The sequence below is a fragment of the Nostoc sp. C057 genome (assembly GCF_013393925.1).
GTDB lineage: Bacteria > Cyanobacteriota > Cyanobacteriia > Cyanobacteriales > Nostocaceae > Nostoc > Nostoc muscorum_A.
Genome location: NZ_CP040281.1, coordinates 6,704,313 through 6,730,725 on the forward strand (window position 1 = coordinate 6,704,313; position 26,413 = coordinate 6,730,725).

At 42.3% G+C, this 26,413-nt stretch carries 21 protein-coding genes; 15 read left to right on the plus strand and 6 right to left on the minus strand.

Translation table 11 applies throughout. The features are described from left to right. Positions 1-163 precede the first annotated feature (163 nt). Complete coding sequence (locus tag FD724_RS28590; RefSeq protein WP_179074929.1) at positions 164-304, minus strand: hypothetical protein; 141 nt, start codon at positions 302-304, stop codon at positions 164-166. A gap of 509 nt (positions 305-813) precedes the next feature. On the opposite strand from FD724_RS28590, the gene FD724_RS41165 reads away from it, so the two are divergent. From FD724_RS41165 to FD724_RS28610, 5 genes are all read left to right on the plus strand, one after another. After that, the gene (locus FD724_RS41165; protein ID WP_256874380.1) at positions 814-936 is read left to right on the plus strand and encodes a hypothetical protein; all 123 of its coding nucleotides are present in this window, start codon (positions 814-816) and stop codon (positions 934-936) included. Between the two features lie 231 nt (positions 937-1,167). Further along, positions 1,168-2,214 carry an RNA 3'-terminal phosphate cyclase gene (gene rtcA, locus FD724_RS28595; RefSeq protein ID WP_179074930.1) on the plus strand — a complete coding sequence of 349 codons (1,047 nt, stop codon included), beginning with the start codon at positions 1,168-1,170 and terminating at the stop codon, positions 2,212-2,214. 932 nt (positions 2,215-3,146) lie between these two features. Then, positions 3,147-4,301 (plus strand): NAD-dependent epimerase/dehydratase family protein, encoded by a 1,155-nt coding sequence (locus FD724_RS28600; RefSeq protein ID WP_012409445.1) that lies wholly within the window; start codon positions 3,147-3,149, stop codon positions 4,299-4,301. 334 nt (positions 4,302-4,635) lie between these two features. Then, positions 4,636-5,766 (plus strand): glycosyltransferase family 1 protein, encoded by a 1,131-nt coding sequence (locus FD724_RS28605; protein WP_179074931.1) that lies wholly within the window; start codon positions 4,636-4,638, stop codon positions 5,764-5,766. Between the two features lie 237 nt (positions 5,767-6,003). Beyond that, a complete protein-coding gene (locus FD724_RS28610; protein WP_179074932.1) occupies positions 6,004-8,583 on the plus strand; it encodes a GAF domain-containing protein in 2,580 nt (859 codons plus the stop codon). A 107-nt stretch (positions 8,584-8,690) separates the two neighbouring features. Here the strand turns inward: FD724_RS28610 and FD724_RS28615 are convergent, their stop codons facing one another. Continuing rightward, positions 8,691-8,966 (minus strand): hypothetical protein, encoded by a 276-nt coding sequence (locus tag FD724_RS28615; RefSeq protein WP_114083870.1) that lies wholly within the window; start codon positions 8,964-8,966, stop codon positions 8,691-8,693. A gap of 700 nt (positions 8,967-9,666) precedes the next feature. Here FD724_RS28615 and purC point away from each other — a divergent pair. The 7 genes from purC (at position 9,667) to FD724_RS28650 (ending at position 18,553) form a co-directional block, all read left to right on the plus strand. Then, positions 9,667-10,404, plus strand: a complete 738-nt coding sequence (purC, locus tag FD724_RS28620; protein ID WP_114083869.1) for a phosphoribosylaminoimidazolesuccinocarboxamide synthase — start codon at positions 9,667-9,669, stop codon at positions 10,402-10,404. 176 nt (positions 10,405-10,580) lie between these two features. After that, positions 10,581-13,076 (plus strand): BamA/TamA family outer membrane protein, encoded by a 2,496-nt coding sequence (locus tag FD724_RS28625; protein WP_179074933.1) that lies wholly within the window; start codon positions 10,581-10,583, stop codon positions 13,074-13,076. 190 nt (positions 13,077-13,266) lie between these two features. Then, entirely contained in the window at positions 13,267-14,115 is an 849-nt protein-coding gene (gene lpxC, locus FD724_RS28630; RefSeq protein WP_179074934.1) for a UDP-3-O-acyl-N-acetylglucosamine deacetylase, read from the plus strand. A 91-nt stretch (positions 14,116-14,206) separates the two neighbouring features. Next, positions 14,207-14,737 (plus strand): 3-hydroxyacyl-ACP dehydratase FabZ, encoded by a 531-nt coding sequence (gene fabZ / locus FD724_RS28635; RefSeq protein ID WP_179074935.1) that lies wholly within the window; start codon positions 14,207-14,209, stop codon positions 14,735-14,737. 306 nt (positions 14,738-15,043) lie between these two features. Continuing rightward, on the plus strand, positions 15,044-15,859 hold the full coding sequence (gene lpxA / locus FD724_RS28640) for an acyl-ACP--UDP-N-acetylglucosamine O-acyltransferase (protein WP_114083880.1): 816 nt from the start codon (positions 15,044-15,046) through the stop codon (positions 15,857-15,859). Between the two features lie 144 nt (positions 15,860-16,003). After that, a complete protein-coding gene (lpxB, locus tag FD724_RS28645) occupies positions 16,004-17,188 on the plus strand; it encodes a lipid-A-disaccharide synthase (RefSeq protein ID WP_179074936.1) in 1,185 nt (394 codons plus the stop codon). A gap of 99 nt (positions 17,189-17,287) precedes the next feature. Continuing rightward, complete coding sequence (locus FD724_RS28650; protein ID WP_179075656.1) at positions 17,288-18,553, plus strand: DNA cytosine methyltransferase; 1,266 nt, start codon at positions 17,288-17,290, stop codon at positions 18,551-18,553. A 31-nt stretch (positions 18,554-18,584) separates the two neighbouring features. On the opposite strand, the gene FD724_RS28655 is transcribed toward FD724_RS28650, so the two are convergent. The 4 genes from FD724_RS28655 to FD724_RS28670 form a co-directional block, all read right to left on the minus strand. Next, positions 18,585-19,550, minus strand: coding sequence for an aldo/keto reductase (locus tag FD724_RS28655; RefSeq protein WP_179074937.1), 966 nt, complete (start codon positions 19,548-19,550; stop codon positions 18,585-18,587). Positions 19,551-19,699: 149 nt separating this feature from the next. After that, positions 19,700-19,933, minus strand: coding sequence for a hypothetical protein (locus FD724_RS28660; RefSeq protein ID WP_179074938.1), 234 nt, complete (start codon positions 19,931-19,933; stop codon positions 19,700-19,702). A 220-nt stretch (positions 19,934-20,153) separates the two neighbouring features. Then, positions 20,154-21,494, minus strand: a complete 1,341-nt coding sequence (locus FD724_RS28665) for a hypothetical protein (RefSeq protein ID WP_179074939.1) — start codon at positions 21,492-21,494, stop codon at positions 20,154-20,156. 193 nt (positions 21,495-21,687) lie between these two features. Next, positions 21,688-22,209, minus strand: a complete 522-nt coding sequence (locus FD724_RS28670) for a hypothetical protein (protein ID WP_179074940.1) — start codon at positions 22,207-22,209, stop codon at positions 21,688-21,690. Positions 22,210-22,442: 233 nt separating this feature from the next. On the opposite strand from FD724_RS28670, the gene nfi reads away from it, so the two are divergent. The 3 genes from nfi (at position 22,443) to FD724_RS28685 (ending at position 25,803) form a co-directional block, all read left to right on the plus strand. Beyond that, on the plus strand, positions 22,443-23,108 hold the full coding sequence (nfi, locus tag FD724_RS28675) for a deoxyribonuclease V (protein ID WP_179074941.1): 666 nt from the start codon (positions 22,443-22,445) through the stop codon (positions 23,106-23,108). A gap of 107 nt (positions 23,109-23,215) precedes the next feature. After that, positions 23,216-23,755 carry an FHA domain-containing protein gene (locus FD724_RS28680; RefSeq protein ID WP_179074942.1) on the plus strand — a complete coding sequence of 180 codons (540 nt, stop codon included), beginning with the start codon at positions 23,216-23,218 and terminating at the stop codon, positions 23,753-23,755. 89 nt (positions 23,756-23,844) lie between these two features. Beyond that, complete coding sequence (locus tag FD724_RS28685; protein ID WP_179074943.1) at positions 23,845-25,803, plus strand: FHA domain-containing protein; 1,959 nt, start codon at positions 23,845-23,847, stop codon at positions 25,801-25,803. Positions 25,804-26,413: the final 610 nt, after the last annotated feature.

Here is a 26,413-nt window from a genome sequence, read left to right on the forward strand (position 1 = left end):
AGGTGGGAATTTGTAGTACAATCTCAGCAACTTTATTCAGTTGCTAAGTAGTTATTTAAATGAGTAATCTATCTAGACTTTTCAGGACAGTCACAGTTGTTCGATCGCAACTGGAAATCGCGTCGATTATAGAAACGCTGTTGTAAAACTGAAATTTTTTCTGTTAACCGTTAATGGTTAAATCGGGGATGTAGATACCGTTGATTATTAGTGTTTTATTAAGAGGAATCGGACGATTAGCACATGAATACGTGGCACAAAGACTGAGATATTTACTATCTTCTTTGAGCTTGTTATTAGACATTCTGTAACTGCTAGAGTTGGATTCGGATTGAATCGTATCTTCATCTATAGCAGCTGCGATCGCTGCTCTTTATGAGCTAGCTTTACTTATCTGCTATATTCAATACAACGATCATAAATTGGCATAATAATTCCTCTAAACTTTATCCGTTGTCTGAGGTCAGGAGGTTGCTAAATGGGTATGGTAAAATGTACCCCTGGCTGATAACTGGGGACTTAAAGTTATAGTGGTCAAAGTTGAATTGGTTGAAACTTCAGTGAGTTGAACCCTTAACTTAAGGGGACTAATGTAACAACTGAGCCGAACCTGTTCTAAGCGGTGTAACTCAATCCTTGTGAACTTGTTTAAAATTAACCTTTACAAATAGTACTTGGTATCAGTAAATGTCCTGAACATAGTAAGTTTTTTTACAACAAATTCAAAAAAACTATGGAGATGGAATGGTGAAGTCCTGTTAATTTGCAGTGATATGGGAATGAAAAGTGCTTTGTGCGAGGATATGATGAAGTTTGTCTAAATATTCGGCAGGCTACGCTTACACCAAAGAACGATTATCTAGTAAACAGGGTAAATCTTTGTTGTTGCGATCGCACATGAGGGAAGAGGGTTTTTCTAAATCGCCAAAATATTAACTAAACTTGCTTATTATTTATAGCGATGATGCCTTTTCTACCGCCTTCACTGCCCGAATATAGTCCTGATCGCAGTTTCTACTGTTGATAAGTCAAATTACTTGGGTACGATTGATTCATAGTTCTCGTAACGCTGTCATACTTTAAGTATTTTTTCTTCTGAGAAGATACCGTTAATGTGGACTCGTTTACTTTTCGGATAACCCAAAATTCAACATCTCCAAATCGCCCATGATTGAAATTGACGGTTCCTACGGAGAGGGAGGCGGACAAGTTCTTCGCACTTCCTTAAGTCTAGCCGCCATTACTGGTGAACCTATACGGATTGCAGGCATTCGCGCTGGACGCAAAAAGCCAGGATTAGCAGCACAACACTTAACAGCCGTTCGGGCTGCGGGTAGAATTTGTAATGCCCAACTACGGGGTGATGCTTTGGGTTCAATGTTGCTGGAATTCATTCCAGGTAGTGCTGTGCAAGCTGGAATTTACACCTTTGATGTGAGTAAAGCACAAGAAGGTGGTTCTGCGGGTGCGATCGCTCTTGTTTTACAGACAATTCTCTTACCTTTAGCACTAGCAACGGGTAATTCTCAGGTAACGCTAAAGGGTGGAACTCATGTAAACTTTAGCCCGACTGTAACCTACATTGAGCAAGTTTATCTGCCAATACTGCAACGTATGGGAGTAGAAGCCCAAGTTAAGTTAGGCGCTTGGGGGTGGTTTCCTCAAGGTGGGGGAGAAATAGAGTTGCAGGTGATTGGTGGTACTCAACTCGGCGGGATCAACTTGCTGGAAAGGGGAGAGTTACAACAGGTGCGAGGAATAGCAGCAGTAACGGAACTACCTTCTCATATTCCGCAACGGATGGCGAATCGTGCGGAGAATTTGTTACGGGAAGCGCATTTGAAAGTTCGTGTACAGACTTTACGAGAAAAAGGTGTGGCACCTGGAGCAGGTATTTTTTTAACTGCTGAGTATCAGAACAGCTTAACTGGCTTTGGTGGATTCGGGCGTTTGCGGTTGTCGGCAGAGACAGTTGCAGAGATTGCTTGTCAGCAACTGCTTGAATTTCATCATACTGGTGCAGCAGTGGATGAACATTTAGCAGATCAGTTATTATTGCCAGCTACTTTAGCGTCACAAGAAAGTCAGTATCGGGTGGCTGAAGTAAGTAGACATTTGACTACGAATGCCGCAGTGATTGAACAGTTTGGGCTAGCGCAAATTACGGTAAATGAAGCTGAGAAGATAGTATCTGTAAAGAGTTTGATTAGTTGAAACAAGTGAGATTATTTTAGTAGTACTGGATAATAAAGTACTTTATAGTACTAACTTAAAATCAAAATTAATACTGTTATATCTTATCTTTTCAACTAAAAACAGCAACGTTGAGCAGATAACTTTAATAAATATAGGACTTACGCAAACAATAGTCAAAACCCTTATTTTCAGGTAGGGACAATTCATGAATTCCCGTTAACGTATGTAGTTTTACGTAAGTCCTAAAATATTAAAAACTACTTTTAAAAAATCGTAAATGTAATCAAATTTGCAATAAATAATAATAAAGTTAATAATTTCAATGATTTTTACATTACTTAACTTAATTTCATTTATTCTCACCTACTTACTTTATGTAGAAAGTTGCATTTGTTGCAATAATAAGCAACTGACCAATTTACAAGGTGACTGCAAGTTTCGTTGAAAATAAGTTCAGTCGTTCCTAATACTTATTACTTACCTAACATAATCGGAAGAGTGGTATCACAAAGATGAGAAGGCGTTTTACACTACCTGCTTTTGGCCCATTCTTCACCCCTGAAGAGGAAGAGTTTGCCCGAACTGGTATTTTCACAGAAACGGCTTAAACATTAATACAGTAATACATTAGGACTTACGCAAAACTACAGCCGTTAGGGGCAATTCATATAGACGCAAAGCGGTGGACGGGTTCGACATCAAGGAACTGGCGATCGCGTACCCTGCGCGTAGGGCTTGTTGCCCCTAAAATAAAATTAGGGTTTCGGCTATTGTTTGCGTAAGTCCTAATCCAGTTCAATTAAAAAATTTGCATAATCGATAATTTGGTGTAGAGACGTTATGTTACAACATCTCTACAGCTCCCTAAATTTACATCTCTCCCAGAATGATGATTGAGAGGGTACAGAAACCTGGTAGATTTAGCTATCAGCGAGTAAAAACTGGTGAAGATGAAAGTCCTGGTTATTGGTGGTGATGGATATTGCGGTTGGGCAACTGCTCTTTACCTTTCCAATCGAGGTTATGAAGTTGGAATTTTAGATAGTTTGGTGCGGCGGCACTGGGATAATGAACTAGGTGTCGAAACTCTCACTCCGATCGCACTAATTCAACAACGTCTCCAGCGCTGGCAAGATTTGACAGGTAAATCTATCGACTTGTTCATCGGCGATATTACAAATTACGAATTTCTTAGCAAAACCTTACATCAATTTCAGCCAAATGCCCTAGTGCATTTTGGTGAACAGCGTTCGGCCCCATTTTCCATGATTGACCGAGAACACGCAGTTCTCACCCAGGTCAATAATGTAGTTGGTACGTTGAACTTGTTGTACGCCATGCGGGAAGATTTCCCCGACTGTCATTTGGTGAAGCTGGGAACGATGGGTGAATACGGTACACCCAACATCGACATCGAAGAAGGGTATATCACCATTGAACACAATGGACGCAAGGATACCTTACCTTATCCCAAGCAGCCTGGTTCGATGTACCATTTAAGCAAAGTTCATGATAGTCATAATATCCACTTTGCTTGCCGGATTTGGGGATTGCGAGCAACTGATTTAAATCAGGGTGTAGTTTATGGTGTCTTAACCGAAGAAACGGGGATGGACGAACTATTGATTAATCGGCTGGATTACGATGGTGTGTTTGGTACAGCACTAAACCGCTTTTGTATTCAAGCAGCAATTGGACATCCCTTAACTGTCTACGGTAAAGGTGGACAAACTCGTGGGTTTTTGGATATTCGGGATACAGTACGATGTGTGGAATTAGCGATCGCTAACCCTGCACAACCTGGTGAATTCCGCGTATTTAACCAATTTACCGAACAATTCAGCGTCGGTGACTTGGCATTGATGGTGAAAAATGCTGGTAACGCTATGGGATTGAAGGTAGAAATCAATCACTTAGATAACCCCAGAGTTGAGAAAGAAGAACATTACTTCAACGCTAAAAACACTAAATTGCTCGATTTAGGTTTACAGCCTCACTTGCTCTCTGATTCTCTACTCGATTCTCTGTTAAACTTTGCTATTAAGTATCAGAAACGAGTCGATCACAAGCAAATTATGCCCAAAGTCTCTTGGCACAGAAATTAGGTAAACCCCAGTAAATCGTGGGTCTAAAATTGGTCGTTATATCTTAGCACAATATGGCGACCAATCAATTATTATTTATCAGGCGCATCATCCAGCTATTAAGCTGTTATATATTTAAATTGCATAAACTGGGCGCTTATGTTGCCCACGCCACAAGAGTTATGTTTAATTCGATTATGCGAATTAGATTCTTTATAGCTTACTAAATTTTCCGTTTAGCACAGTTATTATGACTGTGCAAAATTGATTGCAGCACACGAGACAGTTTATTCTGTGTTTAATCGCAAAATGCACTCTGAAGCTGAGATTATCTGCCTGTACTGAATAGTTTTTTATGAGAATTGCCCTATTTACTGAAACCTTTTTACCCAAGGTTGACGGCATTGTAACACGCTTGCGCCATACTGTTGACCATCTACAGCGTAGTGGTAATCAAGTGCTGGTGATTGCCCCTGATGGAGGCATCACTGAACACAAAGGCGCTAAAGTTTACGGTATTACTGGCTTTCCTCTGCCATTGTATCCAGAATTGAAAATGGCACTTCCCCGCCCAGCCATTGGTTATGCTTTAGAAGAGTTTAAGCCAGATGTGATTCATGTTGTAAATCCAGCCGTTTTGGGTTTAGCTGGCATATTCTACAGCAAAATCCTCAAAATACCCTTAATAGCCTCTTACCATACCCATTTGCCCCAATATCTTCAACATTACGGCTTGGGGATGCTAGAAGGTTTTCTTTGGGAACTGCTCAAAGGCGCTCATAATCAAGCAGCGTTGAATCTGTGTACCTCCACAGCAATGGTGGAGGAACTTACAGGACATGGGATTGAACGTGTAGATTTATGGCAGCGTGGGGTGGATACAGAATTATTTCATCCCGATTTAGCTAATGTAGAGATGCGATCGCGCCTATCCCAAAATCATCCAGAAAGTCCATTGCTACTTTACGTTGGGCGGCTTTCTGCTGAAAAAGAAATTGAGCGCATCAAACCAATTTTAGAAGCAATTCCCGAAGCGCGGTTAGCATTGGTTGGAGATGGCCCACACCGTCAAGCACTGGAAAAACACTTTGCTGGCACAAATACTTATTTTGTTGGATATCTTATGGGACAAGAATTAGGTTCTGCCTTTGCGAGTGCTGATGCCTTTATCTTTCCTTCCCGTACAGAAACACTAGGCTTAGTACTACTAGAAGCGATGGCTGCTGGTTGCCCTGTGGTAGCAGCCCGTTCGGGGGGAATTCCTGATATTGTGACAGACGGGGTAAATGGATATCTTTTTGAGCCAACAGAAGATGTTAAAGGAGCGATCGCTGCTACTGTTCGCCTCTTAGAACAAAAAGAACAACGAGACATCATCCGTCAAAATGCTCGCCAGGAAGCAGAAAGTTGGGGTTGGGCAGCTGCCACCAATCAGCTACAAGATTACTACCAAAAGATAATATTTACTGAAAAGTTGACAAAATAAAAGGTAGGGAGTTGGTAGATGAGGGAGCAGGGGAGGCAGGGAGCAGAGGGGCAAGGGGGTAGGGAGCAGGGGGAGAAGAATTTAATAACCCATGCCCAATTCCCAATGCCCCATGCCCTATGCCCTATGCCCAAAACCTAAAATTCCCACAACCGAAACAGACTCATAATACAAGCCCATTTATTTATGGGGATTATTAATTTTGAATTTTGAATTTTTAATTCGGAGCGAAGCGACGTGACACTCCCCAACCCTGGCAGCGTCTTGGCTACATTAACTGAACTGACTCAAGTTAATCGGACTCACGCCTTATTACGTCGCGTAAAAGATTTATCTGTTAATGAATTTGTTTGCCTACTCGACTTCATAACTGCTGAGTTCCAGCAATTTCTTAGAGCTATTGAACTAATCAATAATGAAGCTCTAGAAACTATGTTAGAGAAGGTACTAGAAGCTATCACACTTAAAATAGGTCAAATCCTGCAAGCAGAAAACACAGCCATTTTTTTAGTTGACCATGACAAAGGTCAACTATGGTCAAAAGTTCCTCAAGATAATAGCCAAAAATTCTTAGAAATTCGTACTCCTATGACTGTGGGTATCCCCGGTCATGTTGCCAGTACAGGTCAATATTTAAATATATCTGAAACTTATACTCATCCTTTATTTAGCCCAGAACTTGAAAAACAAATGGGCTACAAAATCCATAATATTTTATGTATGCCTGTTATCAGCAGCAAAAACCAGATTGTTGCAGTAGTTCAACTGGCTAATAAAACCGGGAATGTTCCGTTTAATCATGATGATGAAGAACGTTTTCGAGACTTCGCCGCTTCTATTGGTATTATTCTGGAAAGCTGCCAATCTTTTTATGTAGCCGCTCGGAATCAACGAGGCGCAACGGCTTTGTTACGGGCAACTCAGACATTGGGGCAAAGTCTCGATTTAGAAGCAACTTTGCAAATAGTCATGGAACAAGCTCGAATTTTAATGCAAGCAGATCGCAGCACGCTGTTTTTATATCGTAAAGAGATGAGCGAACTCTGGACAAAAGTTGCGGCGGCGGCAGATGGCACAAACTTGCTAGAAATTCGTATTCCCGCTAACCGAGGCATTGCTGGCTATGTGGCTTCTACTGGTCAAGCCTTAAATATTTCCGATGCCTACAAAGACCCCCGCTTTGACCCAAGTACAGATAGAAAAACTGGTTATGTGACTCGCAATATTCTATGTTTACCAGTATTTAATTCTGCAAATGAATTAATTGGCGTAACCCAATTAATTAATAAGCAACAAAACAGTTTTACTGCTTCTGATGAAGAGTTTATGCGGGCTTTTAATATTCAGGCAGGAATTGCCTTAGAAAATGCTCGTCTGTTTGAAAATGTATTGTTAGAAAAACAGTATCAAAAAGACATTTTGCAAAGTCTGTCAGATGCGGTGATTTCTACAGATATGGCAGGTAGAATTGTCACGATTAATGATGCAGCTTTGGAGTTATTGGGTTGTCCCGTAAAAAACACCAATACCAAAATTAACAAGCTTTTGTGGGAACAAAATTTGATTGGTCGCTTAGTTTGGGAAGTTGTGCCGATTGAAAATCTCCAAATGCGACTCGAAGATAGTTTAAAAACTGGAGCTAAACATTATGTGCCAGAGCAAACTTTGATGGTGGGAATTTCTCTAGTTAAGAATGCTGTTAGCGGTAGCGGGGCGTTTAGCGCTCAGTACTCAATTTTAGCACTGTGCGATCGCACTAACCCCAATGTGTTCATTCCCTGGAATCTCCCCCTCACACCTGAATCTGAGTTTTTTAGCCCTGATGAGGTGCAAACATTAGAACGCAGTACAAATCTCACTGTCAATCCCCTAACTAACCCAGAAGGCGGCGTTCGGGGTGGTTTGGTGGTGTTGGAAGACATCAGCCAGGAAAAACGGATGAAAACTACCATGTCCCGCTACCTAACGCCTCATGTAGCCGAACAAGTTATGGCTCTGGGAGAAGATGCTTTAATGGTGGGTGAGCGTAAGGACGTAACCATCTTGTTTTCTGATATCCGAGGCTACACAACACTTACAGAAAATATCGGTGCAGCTGAAGTATTATCCTTACTCAATCAGTATTTTGAAACGATGGTGGAGGCGGTTTTTAACTACGAAGGCACGCTCGATAAGTTTATTGGTGATGCGTTAATGGCGGTATTTGGTGCGCCGCTACCTCTGACAGAAAATCATGCTTGGAGGGCTGTGCAGTCAGCGTTAGATATGCGACAACGCTTAGAGGAATTTAACCAGCGACGAATTATCCAGGCGCAGCCACAAATTCGTATTGGCATTGGCATTAGTTCTGGAGAAGTAGTTTCGGGTAATATTGGTTCCCGCAAACGCATGGATTACACCGTAATTGGAGACAGCGTAAATTTGAGTTCGCGCTTGGAAGCGGTAACTAAAGAATACGGGTGTGATATTATTTTAAGCGAATTTACTTACCAGATGTGCAGCGATCGCATTTGGGTGCGCCAGTTAGATAAAATCCGAGTCAAAGGGAAACACCAAGCAGTTAATATCTACGAGTTAATTGGCGATCGCAACACCCCTCTAGATGCCAACACCCAAGAGTTTTTGTATCACTATCATACTGGACGCGCTGCTTATTTATCGCGCGACTTCTCCCAAGCGATCGCTTGTTTTAAAGCCGCCAAATACATCCAACCCAAAGACCAAGGTGTTGATATCCACCTAGAACGTGCGCGTAATTATTTACAAAATCCGCCCCCAGAATCATGGGATGGTATTTGGACAATGCTTACTAAATAGTTATGGGGCATTGGGAATTGGGCATTGGGCATGGTGCATGGGTTATTAATTCTTCTCCCCCTGCTCCCTGTCCCCTTGTCCCCTTGCCCCCTTGCTCCTCCGCCTCCTCAACCTTCAACCTCCCCCTGGTCATCCTGAAACGGATCTTCACCAATTCGCAGTTCTTTCTTTGAGTGTTTCAACTGTTTCCATAGATCCCTTATTTGTTTGTAAGCTTCACCTGGAGGCAGCTTTCCACCTGTTTCTAAGTTGCAAATGTAGCTTACGCGTTGGGCAAATTCCTGTAGATTCGCATTAAAAACCAGGTTTTCTGGCTTTACCTGACCGTAGTAGCGACCACGAGGGTAGAGAAAATCATCCTTATTCACTATTTTGTTCTCCATTTATTAATTCACCTTCTATTTGAATGTCTGAAGCGAAATCACTAGCTACCTTAATATTTATTACTTTCTTCAGACTGGGGAAAAGCAAACCATCCAACTCTTTTTCCAATTCGTTATGCAGGAATTAGTTGATTCAGATTATGAGACTAGAGGATAAAGCTTGAAATGCTTTTGTTGTAAATGTTACAGAAAAAATGTCTCTTAAAGTAACTGCTGCTAAAGTAACTAGAGAGAATGTTTGATTTTCCTCCCGGTCATCAATTGATCTCATCTTAATTTATGAAGTTCAAATTGTAATTAACTTCAGTCCAAACCCTGAATTAAAAACTATTAAAATATATAAGTATATCTCACTAAAGAAGTTTTGCAAAAATAGTTACGTTCTGAACGGTGATACTACTGACAAGAGGATACTAGAACCAGAGTCACTTGTCCTCTGTTAAAAGTTAGAGATTCAATTGTTAATATTTAGCAACTGGCTGATGAGGGCATTGAGTATTGAAAAGATACAGAGGGGCGGAGTGCTGCTCTTGCTGAGGGCAAAATTCTCCCTTGTTTACCTCATACTTTTCTGCTCAATTCTCCGCATCCTTACATCCTCTTCAAAAATCACCGATGGCTAATAGTTAATAACTAAAGATAAAATGGTTAAGCCCGAAAGGACAAAAATCGTCCATCGCCTAGAACTTTAACTGCCACCATGTCTGTGAATTCCAAGTTATACGAAGGCAAAGCAAAAATTCTCTATACAACGGACGATCCGGAAGTCTTGTTGGCTGATTTTAAGGACGATGCCACGGCGTTTAACGCCCAAAAACGTGGCAGTATCCAAGGAAAGGGAAAAATAAATTGTAGCATTTCCAGCCAGCTTTTTAAACAGTTAGAGGCTTATGGTATAAAGACTCACTTTATCGACAGCCCTACCCCGAATCAGATGCTGGTGAAGGCAGTAAAAATTTTACCCTTAGAAGTAGTTATCAGAAATATTGCAGCTGGCAGTCTGTGTCAACAAACAGGCTTGCCAGTGGGTACAATTCTGAAACAGCCTTTGGTTGAGTTTTATTACAAAAACGATCACTTAGGAGATCCTTTGCTCACACGCGATCGCCTTTACCTGCTAGAACTAGCTACTGCGGAACAAGTAGATGCAATTACACATCTAGCATTGCAAATCAATGAATTTCTCAATAAATTTTGGCAGCAATGCGGCATTACCCTAGTAGACTTCAAGCTAGAGTTTGGTTTGGACTCACAACAGCAGTTGCTTTTGGCAGACGAAATTAGCCCCGACACTTGCCGTTTGTGGGATACCACAGAAGAGGACTCAAATCGCCGGGTAATGGACAAAGACCGCTTTCGCCGAGACTTAGGAAATGTAGAGGATGCTTACCAGGAGGTTTTACAAAGAGTGCTAAAAGCAGTAGAAACTACAACTTAAACAGGTAAAAACCAAAAGGTCAGAAGGAATTATATTTAACTTTTGCCTTTTGCCTTTTGCCTTGTAAAGTAAAAAAGCAAAAGAAAAAAATTATATTTTGAATTTTACCTTTGGCATGAGGGCATTATTGCCTTGTGATCGTGTGTGTGTGGTCGTGAAGAGGAATCATAAGTAAAATGCGTTTATCTCCCGTATTGCTGGCAGCAATAGCAATTACAGTCCCTTTGGGCGGCTCATTGAGTGCAAAAGCAGAAACTGCCAAAACTTCAAAACAGACAACAGAAGTTTTGACACTAGAAACAAATCAGCAGCCAGAAAAGGACACTAGTCAGCTTGACTCTAGTAAAAATCTCAAATCTCGATCTAATCTCACAGGGATTATAGAGGCACAGAAATCTCGGATTGTCGCAGTTTACCCTGCTAATCCGACACCAGGGGTAATAGTGCCAACCTCCACAACGCCAAAAACTGCACAACAAACCCCTCAAATCAATCCCAGCCCAACTCAACAGCCCTCTCCAGCCCCAGACATCCCACCGCCAGAAATTCAACAACCAACGCCTTCCCCAACTCCTGAGACGACTCCAGTCCCAGAGAACGTTAATCCACCGACAACAGAACCTTTATTACCTACAACTCCAGAACCATCTACCGCTCCAGACGTTCCATTTCCAGATGGTCAACAACGAACACCTGCTCCAAGACCAGGTGCTACACCCAGTCCGCAGAATGTTAACCCGCCGACAACTCCAGAAAGTACTCAACCCAACACAGTCCCGGAAGCCAATGACCCCCGCGTACTGGTGTCGGAAGTACTCATTAGATCCCAGTCTGGGCAACTATCACCAGAACTGGAAGAACAAGTTTACAGAGTAATTCGTACCCAACCAGGACGAACAACAACTCGCAGCCAACTGCAAGAAGATATTAACGCCATCTTTGGTACTGGCTTCTTCTCCAACGTCCAAGCATCGCCAGAAGATACCCCCTTGGGAGTGCGGGTGAGCTTTGTTGTACAGCCTAACCCCGTCCTGAGCAAAGTAGAAGTGCAAGCCAATCCTGGCACTGGTGTTCCCTCTGTACTCCCACCTACTACTGTGGATGAAGTATTTAAGGAGCAGTATGGCAAAATCCTCAACTTGCGTGACTTGCAAGAAGGCATCAAGCAGTTAAACAAGCGGTATCAAGACCAAGGTTATGTTCTAGCCAACGTCATTGGAGCGCCCCAAGTCTCTGAAAACGGAGTTGTTACCCTACAAGTAGCAGAAGGTGTAGTAGAGAATATTAGAGTCCGGTTCCGCAATAAAGATGGTCAAGAGACAGACGAGAAGGGACAACCAATTCGCGGACGGACACAAGATTACATCATTACCCGAGAATTGGAGTTGAAGCCAGGGCAAACATTCAACCGCAACACGGTGCAAAAAGACCTACAGCGCGTGTATGGACTAGGGCTATTTGAAGATGTGAATGTCTCCCTAGACCCTGGTACTGACCCCAGCAAGGTGGATGTAGTCGTGAATGTAGCGGAACGCAGTAGTGGTTCTATTGCGGCTGGGGCAGGGATTAGTTCTGCTAGCGGACTTTTTGGAACAGTTAGCTATCAACAGCAAAACCTGAACGGTAGAAACCAAAAACTGGGCGCAGAAGTGCAGGTGGGAGAACGGGAACTGTTATTTGACGTGCGATATACAGACCCTTGGATTGCGGGAGATCCTTACCGCACTTCCTACACAACCAATCTTTTTCGCCGCAGTTCCATTTCATTGATTTTTGATGGCAAAGATGAAGATATTAGGACTTTTGACCCAAATAATCCCAGTAATACAGATTCTCAGGATCGCCCCCGCATTCTCCGTCTAGGTGGCGGTGTCACCTTTACCCGTCCTCTTTCCAGCAATCCTTACAAAACTTCCGTTTGGACTGCCTCAGCAGGTTTACAGTATCAACGAGTTTCCGCCCGTGATGCCGATGGCAATCTCAGAAAAACAGGAGCGGTATTCAATGATAATGGAGTTCCGCTGGACGAGAATGGAAACCCCACCGCCACTGGTCAACCACTAGAAATTCCACTTACCTTGTCTCCGGGAGGTGAAGACGATTTACTACTGCTGCAACTGGGGGCACAGCGCGATCTCCGTAATAACCCATTGCAACCCACTAGCGGTTCTTATCTTCGCTTCGGGTTAGATCAGTCGGTTCCTATCGGACTAGGAAACATTCTCCTCACCAGATTGCGGGGTAGCTACAGCCAATATTTACCCATTAAGCTGATTAACCTTACCAAGGGGGCGCAAACCTTAGCATTTAACCTGCAAGCAGGAACCATCCTTGGTGACTTGCCCCCCTACGAAGCCTTTACTCTTGGGGGTAGCAACTCCGTCCGGGGTTACGAAGAAGGAGCATTAGGTAGTGGACGCTCTTACGTGCAAGCATCAGTTGAATATCGGTTCCCAGTTTTTTCAGTAGTCAGTGGCGCACTATTTTTTGATCTCGGCAGCGATCTGGGAACCAGTACCAGGGCGGCTGAAGTATTGAACAAAAATGGTAGTGGCTACGGTTATGGTCTTGGCGTTCGCGTCCAGTCTCCACTGGGGCCAATTCGTATTGACTACGGTGTCAACGATGACGGAGATAGTCGGATTAATTTCGGTATTGGCGAAAGGTTCTAGTTTGTCATTAGTCAGTTGTCATTAGTCATTAGTGGATCACAAAAGACAAATGACAATTAGCTTGCTAATTTTGACATTTACCTCAATACTGTTCCGATAAAGGGATTAATGACTTTTTTAGGGGAATATCAGGGACTTTACCAAAACAGACGATGAACAATACTAAACAAAATATATTGACTTTTCGGCTATGCAACAGCACACTCTAGCAGCCGAAATCACCCAAGTAGGGGTGGGATTGCATAGCGGTGTGAATACCCAGGTGCGGATACTACCAGCTGAAACGGGAAGTGGACGCTACTTTGTGCGGGTGGATTTACCGGATTTGCCGATTATTCCAGCCCAAGTTGCGGCAGTTAGTCACACTGTTCTCTCAACTCAGTTGGGAAAGGGTGAGGTATATGTTCGCACGGTAGAACATTTGTTGGCAGCACTTTCGGGTATGGGTGTGGATAATGCCCGGATTGAAATTGATGGGCCAGAAGTCCCGCTTTTGGATGGTTCCGCAAGTGTGTGGACAGCCAATATTTCCCAAGTGGGCCTAGTATCACAACCCGTTAACAACCAATTTCCCTTGACTGTTACAGAACCAATATGGGTCTATCAAGGGGATGCCTTTGTATGTGCCCTCCCAGCACCAGAAACTCGTTTTAGTTACGGTATTGATTTTGACCTGCCCGCTATTGGTAATCAATGGTATAGTTGGTCACTAACCACTGAACTAGAAAAAGCTTCTGCTAGCTTTGCTGCCGAAATTGCTCCTGCCCGTACTTTTGGATTACTGCATCAAATTGAACACTTACAAAAAACTGGGTTAATTAAAGGTGGTAGTTTGGATAATGCACTTGTTTGCGGGCCAGAAGGGTGGCTAAATCCCCCCTTGAGATTTGCAAATGAACCAGTCCGTCATAAAATCTTGGATTTAGTCGGAGATTTGAGTTTATTAGGAGCTTTTCCTCAAGCTCATTTCTTAGCGTACAGAGCCAGCCATAATTTACACATTCAACTGGCTCAGAAGATTTTGGATTTTAGATTTTGAATTTGCTCTAAAGCTTAAAATTCAGGATTATTAAGGTTTCGATCTACGCTTGCCTGCTAGACTTTCAGATGAAAAATTAACTATAGGGCCAATGTCAATCCTCACTGAAGTGAATACTATCGATCCAACTACATCTACATCTACCGAACTACAGGGTATAAATGAGACTGCGATCGCCTCTGAAATAAAAACAACTTTCACATCTGAAGAAATTCAAAAATTATTACCCCACCGCTACCCATTTTTACTTGTAGATAAAATAATTGACTACGTTCCAGGTAAAAAAGCTGTTGGCGTTAAAAATGTTACTATCAACGAAAACTATTTCCAAGGACATTTCCCCGGCCGTCCACTGATGCCAGGGGTGCTAATTGTCGAAGCAATGGCACAAGTTGGGGGCATTGTTCTCACTCAAATGTCTTCGGTAGAAGGCGGGCTATTTGTTTTCGCTGGTATCGATAAAGTTCGCTTTCGCCGCCAGGTCGTACCGGGGGATCAACTAGTCATGACAGTGGAACTGTTATGGGTAAAACAACGTCGTTTCGGTAAGATGCAAGGTCGTGCCGAAGTTGACGGTCAACTTGCTTGTGAAGGGGAATTAATGTTTTCTCTAGTCAACTAAAAGTTTGCTTTCGTGGTGTGGGCATAGCCGTGAAATGCCCTTACTGAATCCTACAAAAGGATAACAGTAAAAAAAAATCCACAACAGCATCTGATAATTTCTTGATTTTCGATGCCCTCTCTACGAGATGCTACTCGAACACACTTAACTTGCTTTGCCCGACACTTTCGTTCACTGAAATACTTCACGCTCTACCAGTCGCCTTGATGGGGCGGTAGTTTGTATAAATCTCTTAACCAGATTAACACGCTGCCTTAGAAACCCTATTTGGCGCTGACTTATCAAGACAGTTCTGGAGATTCACCCTTGAAAACGCTAATTCATCCAACTGCTGTAATTCATCCGAAATCGGAACTCCACCATACAGTGCAAGTCGGTGCCTATGCTGTGATTGGAGCGCATGTCAAAGTGGGCCCTGAAACAATAATCGGCGCTCATGCTGTGTTAGAGGGGCCTTGTGAGATTGGGGCGCAAAATCAGATTTTTACAGGTGCAGCCATCGGTATGGAACCCCAGGATCTCAAGTTTGTGGGAGAACCAACTTGGGTCAAAATTGGTGATAACAACTTAATTCGTGAGTACGTTACTATTAACCGCGCTACTGGTGCTGGTGAAGCAACAGTAATTGGCGATGGTAACTTGCTGATGGCTTATGTCCATGTGGCTCATAACTGCGTAATTGAAGACCAGGTAGTAATTGCCAACTCTGTAGCGTTGGCGGGTCATGTGCATATTGAATCACGCGCCAGGCTGAGTGGGGTTTTAGGTGTCCATCAATTTGTGCGTATTGGTAGACACGCAATGGTGGGAGGTATGGCACGTATTGACCGAGATGTAGCCCCATATATGCTAGTAGAGGGAAATCCGGCGCGAGTGCGAACCCTCAACCTTGTGGGACTCAAACGGTCTGGTATGGACTCAGCAGATTTGCTTGCGCTGAAAAAAGCCTTCCGCATTCTTTACCGTTCTGATTTGTCCTTTAAAGATGCCTTGGAAAAACTGGAACTTTTAGGGGATAGCGAACAATTACAACATCTGCGTCGCTTCCTGCTACTTTCTCAGATGCCAGGTAGACGTGGCTTGATTCCCGGTAAAGGGAAAAAAAGCACGAGTGATGAATAATCGTGAATTATGAGTTAGGAGAGACGCGATTAATCGCGTCTCTACAGGAGTTATCAATTGATGAATTAAATTTTTAACTCCGCATTCCTAAATATTCACTACTAACTATTTATTCCTAAGTTTTTACTAATTACCAATTATCAAATGCGGATTTTTATCAGCACTGGCGAAGTATCTGGCGATTTACAAGGGTCGCTGCTAATTACAGCGCTGAAGCGTCAAGCTATGGCGATTGGGTTGAAATTAGAGATTGTGGCGCTGGGTGGCGAAAAAATGGTGGAGGCTGGGGCAATCTTATTGGGCAATACTAGTAGTATCGGCTCAATGGGTATTCTAGAAGGGTTGCCTTATGTTTTACCGACTCTCCAGGTACAACGTCAGGCGATCGCTTCTCTAAAACAAAATCCACCTGATTTAGTAGTGCTGATCGATTATATGACTCCCAATCTGGAAATTGGGACTTATATGAAACAGCAGTTACCAGATGTGCCTGTGGTGTATTATATTGCTCCCCAAGAGTGGGCTTGGTCATTAAGTTTACGTAGAACTAACCGAATTGTTGGTTTTACAGATAAGCTGTTGGCAATTTTCCCACAAGAAGCCCATTACTTTCGTGAGAAAGGAGCAAAAGTTACTTGGGTAGGGCATCCTTTGATTGACCGAATGCAAGACGCTCCCAGTCGCCAAGCAGCGCGTGCAACACTGGGGATTGCGCCAGAACAAATTGCGATCGCACTTCTCCCCGCCTCTCGCCGCCAAGAATTAAAATATCTTTTACCAGTAATTTTTCAAGCCGCCCAAACTATTCAAGCTAAATTACCCGAAGTTCATTTCTGGATTCCCCTATCTTTGGAAGTCTATAGACAGCCAATTGAGGAGGCTATTAGGCGTTACGGTTTACGGGCGACAGTTCTATCAGGTCAACAAATGGAAGTTTTTGCTGCGGCTGATTTAGCCATTAGTAAATCTGGTACTGTCAATTTAGAACTTGCTCTGTTAAATGTGCCCCAAGTTGTAGTTTACCGCCTCAGTCGCCTGACTGCTTGGATAGCTCGTAAAATCCTCAAAGGTTCTATCGCCTTTGCATCGCCACCAAATTTAGTTGTGATGAAGCCGATTGTGCCAGAATTTTTACAAGAGCAAGCCACAGCAGAGAATATTATCCAATCCGCGATGGAACTACTACTCAATCCCAGTCGCAGGGAGCAAACTTTGCTAGATTATGAAGAAATGCGGCAAAGTTTAGGAGAAGTTGGAGTGTGCGATCGCGCTGCTCAAGAGATTTTGCAAATGGTGGCGGGGAGTAGGGGACAAGGGGACAAGAGGTGAGAACTTGAAACAAGTCTTTCCCCTTGTCCCCAATTCTCCTTGTCCCCAAGTCCTCTTCCCAATGCCCAATGCCCAATGCCCAATCTTTTTAGCGGTGTCATGGCTTATGAGATGAGAAAACAAAGAGCGATCGCAGTTGATTTGTTCGCTGGCGCGGGTGGTATGACTCTTGGCTTTGAACAAGCTGGTTTTGACGTGCTAGCGTCTGTAGAAATCGACCCTATCCACTGTGCAACACATGAGTTTAACTTTCCTTATTGCTCAGTGTTATGTAAGAGTGTTGTGGATACAACCGGTGAAGAAATTAGGAGTCGGTCTAAAATTGGCGATCGCGAAATTGATGTGGTAATTTGTGGCTCACCATGTCAAGGATTTTCTCTAATTGGTAAACGGGTTGTTGATGATCCGCGAAATTCTTTAGTGTTTCACTTTCATCGCCTGGTTTTTGAGCTAAAACCAAAATTCTTTGTAATGGAAAATGTTCGAGGGATAACGGTTGGTGAACATAAACAAATCCTTCAAACATTAATTAGTGAGTTTAAAATTTACGGTTATAAAGTAGAAGAAAATTACCAAATTCTCAATGCTGCGAATTACGGAGTACCACAGTCACGTGAGAGATTGTTTCTTATAGGTGCAAGGGAGGATGTAGAATTACCGAAATATCCTCAGCCGATTACAAAACCAGCATTACCAAATAATTTAAATTCTAAAAAAATATCTGATATCCCCTTGAGTCCTACGGTATGGGATGCGATTAAAGATTTACCTGAAATAGAAAACTATCCTGAGTTAGTAACAAGAGATTGGGTTGCAGCAGAATACGAAAAGCCTAGTAATTATGCTCGTGTACTTCGCGGTCTTAAATGCCTAAAAAATGATTATTCTTATAAACGTGAATATGATTTGCGAATCCTTTCTTCAAGTTTAAGAACAAAACATTCTGCGGAAACTATTCAACGTTTTCAAGAAACTGAACAAGGTGAAAGAGAAAAAATTAGTCGTTTTCATAAGCTACATCCTAATGGTGTCTGCAATACTTTAAGAGCCGGAACAGATAAGTATAGGGGTTCTTTCACATCTCCTAGACCAATTCATCCATTTACCCCTCGTTGTATTACAGTCAGGGAAGCGGCGAGATTACATTCTTACCCAGATTGGTTTAGATTTCATGTAACTAAATGGCACGGTTTTCGGCAAGTTGGTAACTCTGTACCACCGCTACTAGCCAAAGCTGTGGCGAGTGAAATTATTCGTAGTTTGAATATTTCGCCTTTTAAGCCGAGTTTGCGATACAAGTTGGGAGACGAGAAACTACTACAGTTTAAGATGTCGCAAGCGGAACAATATTATCAACGTGAGTAATAATACACTTTGTAATATGTGCAAGGTTGGGCTAAGTCCAAGCACGGAAAAATGTACTATCTTCCCAGATATTAGCAGTGCGTTGAGCGATCGCAGTCAATTCTTCCTTTTTCAGAGGCACAAAAGCCCGCGCTATCTTGACATTATTCTCTAATTGTGAAACAGTCTCTGCCGCAATTACACAACAATGAACTCCAGGCTGAGACATTGTGTAACCTAAAGCTTGCTCCATACCTGTCAATCCACCTGGTTTAAATAGTCGACCATAAGCTGGGACTTTCATCGCAATCACACCGACATTTTTTTCTTGAGCAACTGGTAGAACCACCGGGATAAATGGATGTGGGTGGTGTTTGTCGGCGGCATTCACAGGTATAAGTGTAGTGTGGAAAGGATAGCGGCGTAAGCCTTCAGCAATCACTTGAGGATCGTGATGTCCGGTAATACCTGCGAAGCGCACCAGTTTTTGTTGTATGGCTTCTTCTAAAGCTTTAATTGCGCCAGATGGACTAAAAATGGTGTCGAGTTCTTCAGAAAAAGAAACGTGATGCAACTGCCACAAATCGAGATAATCTGTATTGAGACGTTTTAGCGATCGCTCTAATTCTCGCCAAGCTCCATCCCGATCTCTTTTATCAGTCTTACTTGTTAGAAACACCTTTGAGCGATGGGGTGGTAGCACTTTACCTAAATAATCTTCACTCGGCCCATAACTAGCGGCTGTATCAAAGTAGCGGATGCCAAGTTCCAGCGCTCTTTGAATAATTGCTGTAGCATCACCCTCTTTTCCTTCCCAGGATAACGGGGTTTGGCCTGCTCCTCCTAACCCGAATATCGGGAGTTTTACTTCCGTGCGTCCCAGTAGCCGTTCTGGCATAGTTGCTGGCGGTGTTGCGGTGTTGGTACTATTTTGCTGTAAAGCATTAGTTGCCACAATCCCTCCAGTTACAGCAATGCTGGTAATTAAGAAATTACGCCGTGTCTTTCCTTCTTTCATGATTGGCTTGGAGGCGAAATTACTTTTATTATCAATTCTAGCTAGGGGGGATTAATGTCAGAAAGCAAAATTACTGATAGTTTAGGAACACTCTAAAGCATAGATCCAAATACTAGTATCGAGGTATACTTGTGTTCCTTGAATAGCATCTAGAATTCCCATGCATCTCGTTCTTGGCGAATAAACTTATCCACTTTTTCCGGTGTGGCAAAATTGCCTTTAACAGATCCGATAAAGCTAGTTAGAGGTTTTTCAGAATGCTCTGGGGATGGTTCCATAAGTACTATTACCTCGACAGTTGCACCTGCTGGAAGTTCTGGAAAACGGATTTTTACTATACCGCCAGGTTTGACTATTGCCTTTTGTCTGAGTCCATTAAGCATGATAGTTTATCCTCGTTAGTGCCGGAATATCGCAGTGCTTTTTCTAGTTTAGCGCTGAGGTGCGATCGCGTTACTTGCCACCGACGGCATTTTTCTGAGCGTAGTTAATATTTTTCTGATACTCTATGATTTTTTGTTGAGCGATTGCATAATTTGGGCTGGAAGATGGCACAGTTTTCATAAGTGCGATCGCAGCTTCCCATTGACTTACAACTGTTTTCTACTCATCTGGAGATTTTGCTAATTGAGTTAATTTGGCAGCACTGATTGCTTTATTAACAGCATCTCTGAATGTATTAGTTTGAGGTATCAGTGCTGCTGAAAATGGAGTTGGCGAAGTAACTTGAGAAGCTATAGAAGTTGTTGGTTGTTCTTCCATTTTTGAAATTGTTGCCAATAAATATATTCCGATCGCAACCAAGGGAATTAACATAATTATCAGCAGCTTTTTATTTAAATTTTTAGGCGTTTGGTAATGATATTGAGATAGTGATTTTATGAGCAAATGCTGTTTTTTGCCTTTCTTTATTTGGGTTAGACCCATATCACCACGCAATCTGTCAATTTCTAAATCTGTGCGATCAACACTGTAGCTTTTAGGTCTAGTTTGCAAGCTTTGTAGTAGAACTTTCAGCTTAGGAATGAAGCGTTTTATTACCAAATGTTCTAATTGATATAGATATGCGGCAGTAAAGATCCAAATCATGAACCAGCGTTGACTCAAAAAATGATTATTTTCAATACTGTAAAAAATTCCGTTTGTTGCGCGTCCTGTTAAATGTCCTGTACAACCATTGAAGTACTCCGGTATTTTATTGTAAAAGTTGCAACTAGAAAAAGCTAATTCTGAAAAGATAGCTAGGATTAGCATAAAAGATAATCCCATTACTAATGTGCTATAGAAACCTGCCCATAAGCTATTGAAAGTAGGCATCCATTTTGGTAATTTATTAGATGAGTTAGGCTTTTGCCAAATAAACCAGAAAATATGATAGACAAAGGCTAAGAAAGCTGTTGGTATTAATAAGCCGAATAAAATAGAAAATATTAATAATATAGGGCTGTTACCGATAACTGATATAAATACTCCAGCCAATCCAAAGACTATTAAACGTGTGCCAGGAAATGCTATGGGAACTAGAATAATTGCCCTGAGCCAAGAACTAGGATAAGGAAACCAAACTGGCCATATTTTAGAGAGAGTTTCATATTTTCCCTGTTTAGCTAGTTCGAAAATACTAGAATGTTTTTTAGTCTCATCATTTACTGAATTCAAATTTAAATTATCTATCCAACTTACTGAGGTGTGTCCTTTCTTTTTCCCATATATTTTTACAGACTTAATAGGTGGAGCTTCCAACTTAATTATTAGTTTATAAATGAAAGTAACTGATGATTCTTGCTCCGGTACTTGAAAAGATTCGAGGATTATCTGTAAGCAGCTATCTTTCAAGATTGCTTTGGCACTAACACCTTTTGGTTGCAAAAGGTAATTGATTACTGAAGCAATTGCTTGTGCATCTCCCTGTTTAGCAAGTTCTAAAAGATTCGGCTGCATCATAACCAATAAATCTGAAAAACTGATAAATTATCGTCTATCTCAGGGTTCCCAATTTATACACAAAAGCAACATTTTTAGAAAGTTCCCAGCCCTACATATCAAACTTGCTTGAATTTATTATATTTTTTACAAAAACCCTAGCTTTAAACTTTTCTTCTGTACCTATGTATCTCTGGATCAGGAAATTTAAATACTAACGTTCTTTTGTAATCACAGAGCTACCATTACTAATACTTACTTTTTGAATAAAAACGTCAGTACAAGATGATAAAATATCAGAGCTTATTTTATTAGCAATAGATTCAAAATCTTGGTTTGTTAATTCCCGCGCAGTATCACCACTTAAATTAATAAAAATAGTTAGAAATTGAGGTTCACTAGAAGACTCTTCATTATCTGCTGCTTCTAGTTCATCTTCTACTATGCCTAGATTAAACTCCTTACTCCAAGCTGGAAACTTCTTACCCGTTTGTTGTCCGTAAATTTTCACGTTTTCAATAGATGCAGCCCCTAAACCAGTTAAACCTTTGCGAATAAATGCAACTAAAATTTGCTGATTTGGTACTTGGGCAGATTCTAGCGTTACCTCTAACCAAGCATCTTTAAAGGCAACTTGTGCAGTGATCCCTTTGGGGTGTAGGTGGCGGTTCATTAGAGATGCGATCGCATCTACATCTCCCTGTTTTGCAAGTTCCAGAATATTCGGCTGTGTCATAACCACTAAAAGAGAAAGTCTAGGAAAATAAACTTATATTCTTAGAATTCCCTCTTAACAGCCTTAAGTAACATTATGATGCAAAATATCAACTAACTTAGGTTAAAATATTTAGTATAAAGATAGTCTTTCATAGACTTTTGTAAAAAATATATTTCCCTGGATAAACATCGGTTTTTGCCCTTGCCAAATTAACAGGATTAATATTAATCAATTTAATTCCCATTTTGAATATGAAGTTTTATCGAGATCATGCTTGGCCTTCAACGCTGGAAGAAGCCATAGTTATCCAAGAAAAGCTGCGAGATCAAGTAATTACTGAAGATCAACTAGAAGAACCGATCCAGTACGTTGCTGGTGTGGATATGGGTTTTGAAGCTGATGGAACAATTAGCCGGGCAGCTGTCGCAGTACTGAGTTTTCCTGATTTGCAAGTAATCGAGACAAGCCTAGCACACCGCCCTACGACCTTTCCTTATGTTCCTGGGTTCCTCTCATTTCGGGAAATTCCAGCTGTTCTCGATGCCCTGGAGAAAATTCAAACAACGCCAGATATTATCCTGTGTGATGGTCAAGGAATTGCCCATCCTCGCAGATTAGGTATAGCTAGCCATTTAGGGTTACTTATAGATATGCCAACAATTGGTGTAGCTAAGTCCAGGTTGGTAGGTAAGTATGAGGAATTGGCAGAAGCCAAAGGCAGCACGCAACCACTGATATATGAGGGTGAAACCGTTGGGGTTGTTTTGCGATCGCGCACCGGAGTAAAACCTCTCTACATCTCCAGTGGCCATCGAATTAGTTTACAGACAGCGATTGACTATGTATTACGCTGTACGCCCAAATATCGACTGCCAGAAACTACACGTATTGCTGATAAATTAGCGTCGGATAGATAAAGCTTGTTGAAGTTTTTTCTAAATACTTGCTTGCGCCTACTTAATCATGTTAGGAATCGCACAGAAAGAAGTTGAAGTAGCTAAATACGATTTACGAAGTTAGAACAATGAACGCACTAACTTTACAGTGGCACGATGCAGGTCAAGATAAAACTCAGAACATTTACGAACAACAACCAAGTCAAAATCCTGGTACTGTCCGCATTGGTCGCGATCCCCTCCGGTGCGATATTATTTTGAGTCATCCTACTGTATCTGGTCTGCACGTTGAAATCTTTTTTCATCACCAGCAACAGCGCTTTTATATCAGAAATTTGCGATCGCAAAATCCCCCCCTTGTCGATGGACGGCAATTAGTCCAAGGTGAAATGCCGTTAACAGAGGGTACTAGTATCTCTTTGGGACAAATAAAACTCAACGTTACTAAAGTTTCCACAGGCAGCATTCCAGCAACAATTTTAATGCCACCACATCCCGGACATCATCACCATTCGCCAACACCTCCCGCGCCAGCGCTAGGAATTTATGGTTTAGAATGCCCCAAATGTCATAAAGTTTCCCCAGGAGAGAATCTGCAAATTGGCTGTCATTGGTGTGGAACATCTTTGGCTGCGGCAGTGAGTGTTTTAGTAGCACCGGGTAGTTAGGAACAAGGGAGATAAGGGAGACAAAAGGGAATTATTGAACAAGTCTAATGACCAATGACAAATGACCAATGACCAATGACAAATGACAAATGACAAATGACTTGCAAATCCAATTAAGTTGGGAAGAACCAGCGACAGGAGAACGGCGAGAACCAAGGTTGAATATACCGATCGCTTTTGGTCGAGAATTCCCTCGCTTACCTGCCGAACTCAGGGGGATGCGCGTTTCTCGGATGCTGCTTAACAGTAACGAAGTTTCTCGCTACCATGCCCTAATTGACAGGGAACAAGACCGGCTAGTGGTGATTGACCAAGGCAGCGTTAACGGTGTATATGTCAACGGTAAACCACAAACGCGCAGTGTTTTGACTAATGGCGATACATTGCAAATTGGCCCTTATATAATCACAGTGAAATTTGGTGCTAGCGCCTCTGAGCCAGATACCAGCCCACCTTCAACGATTCACTTCAACGCAAATACAAATCTTCCAGACCCTACATTACCTGTTGCCCAGCCGCTAACGCCCTTGGCAAGTAATTTCCCGCCACTAGCGTTTCAAGCGGAAAATGTCGCCGTGCAAGCGCTTCATGCTACAGGTCTATCAGTAGATGAATCTGATTATCTAGCGATCGGGGCGGGATTGGGTAGCTTTGTTTGGGCTGATTTACTGCGAATTAGTGGTGTGCGTCCTGACAAGATTGTAGCTTTGGGATTGGAAGCAGAGCCTTATGCTCGTTACAAGCGCCTTTGTTTGAATTCGCAAATTCCCTTATATGAAAGACTGCGTTCTAATTCTGACTCTTGCCCTGATAATATTTGGGGCTGGCCTAGTTATGCCTTGCGTGAGGCTTGGCGTGATTGCAGCAAGGGACAGATAAACTCAGCATTGAAGTATTTATGGCAAGTATTTGCTGAACCAACATTTGCCGAAACTTATACACCCCGTGCGGGTAATGTCTTTGATTCCATAGACCGGGAAGCGAAGCGCATTGGCTGGAATCAAATTTATCGCTATGGGCGAGTTCGGGCAATTCGCAAAACTGATGATGGCAGATATTGCGTAGCCTATTCTCGCGCCCCAGGAAATTATGCTTTTTTAGTTACTCGTTATTTACATTTAGCTACTGGATATCCAGCAATTCAGTTTCTTCCAGATTTGCAAGCTTATAGAGAAAAATATCAAGATTTTAAATCTGTCGTCAATGCTTATGAAGCCCACGATCATGTTTATGAGCAACTAGAGCGACAAGGTGGTACGGTATTGATTCGGGGACGGGGAATTGTGGCTTCGCGGATTATTCAGCGCATTTATGAAGCCAGAAAGCGAAATCGGAATATTGCAGTTTTGCATTTAATGCGATCGCCAAAACCTCAAGGTAACAAATTTCAAAATACCCAGCGCCTAGTCAAAAATCATTACGAATTTCAACCCTTTAACTGGCCAAAAGCCTGTTGGGGCGGCGAACTCCGGGCAATGTTAGAAAAAGCCACCCCCGATGAACGCAAGCGTTTATTAGCAGACTGGGGTGGAACTACCACCGCCGACCGCCAGGACTGGCAGCAAATTACTGCCCAAGGCATCAGCGAAGGCTGGTATCAAATTACCTTTGGTGAGGTGCTAGATGTAGAACGAGATGCCCAAAACCGAACTATTACCAGTATCCGAGAGCAAAGCTTTGGCGAAATAAAATTGCTAGCTGACTTTATTGTTGATGCTACTGGACTGGATGCGAAAGTAGATGCCAATCCTCTGATAGCAGATTTAGTAAAACATTACAATCTTCCAGTGAATCATCTGGGGCGATTGACTGTAGCAAACAATTTTGAACTAGTAGAAATGCGTAGTGGCAAAGGTCAAATGTATGCTGCTGGGGCTATTACTTTAGGTGGCCCTTATGCTGCCGTTGATAGTTTTTTGGGCTTGCAATATGCTGCATTAGTCGCCATTGATGGACTCGCCGCCACCCGTGCTACTGGAGTCCATCGTTTGAATACTATAAATTCCTTTAGCCAGTGGTTGAAGTGGGTGTTAAATCAGTCACCTTAGTTTAATAATGCACTAGGCAGGAGAATTGAAGGAGGCAGGAGGCAGAAGGTTTTACCTCAGTTGGGGATTCAAACCCCTCCTGAAAAAGAGCCACCCTTCGGGTTCGCCAGTCCAACGCCAGTCGCTCATGGGGGAAACCCCCTTGGCGCTAGCCTCTCCCTTTGGGAGAAGACCGCGCTGGCTCCTCTTTGTTGAAACAACAAGACCGGGCTGGCTCACCAAATTTTCAATTTGGAGTTCTTGTCTTAAACCCAAGACCCTATGGTCGCGGCAAGAGGCACCAGCGCTGTTTTCCTCCAGCAAGAGCTGCCCGACGCTCACGGACTCGCTCTAAGCGAAGCCATGCCGAAGGCTTTACGCTCCGCTATCTGCCTCCTGCCTTCCTTGATAAATTATTTAACTGTTGAAAGTTTTGCTGCTTGAAAATTTTTGAGGGGAGATAAGAACGATCCGAAGAAGATTTTGAAAAAGTTAGAAGCTAAACTTTATTCTTAATTAAGAAATTATAGTAATTAGGCGATGTCTACAATCCTCTACGCCTAAGCATTTCGCCAAACATCAAAATTTTACAACCCGCTTGTGCGGGTTTTGTTTTTTAGCTGCAATAATA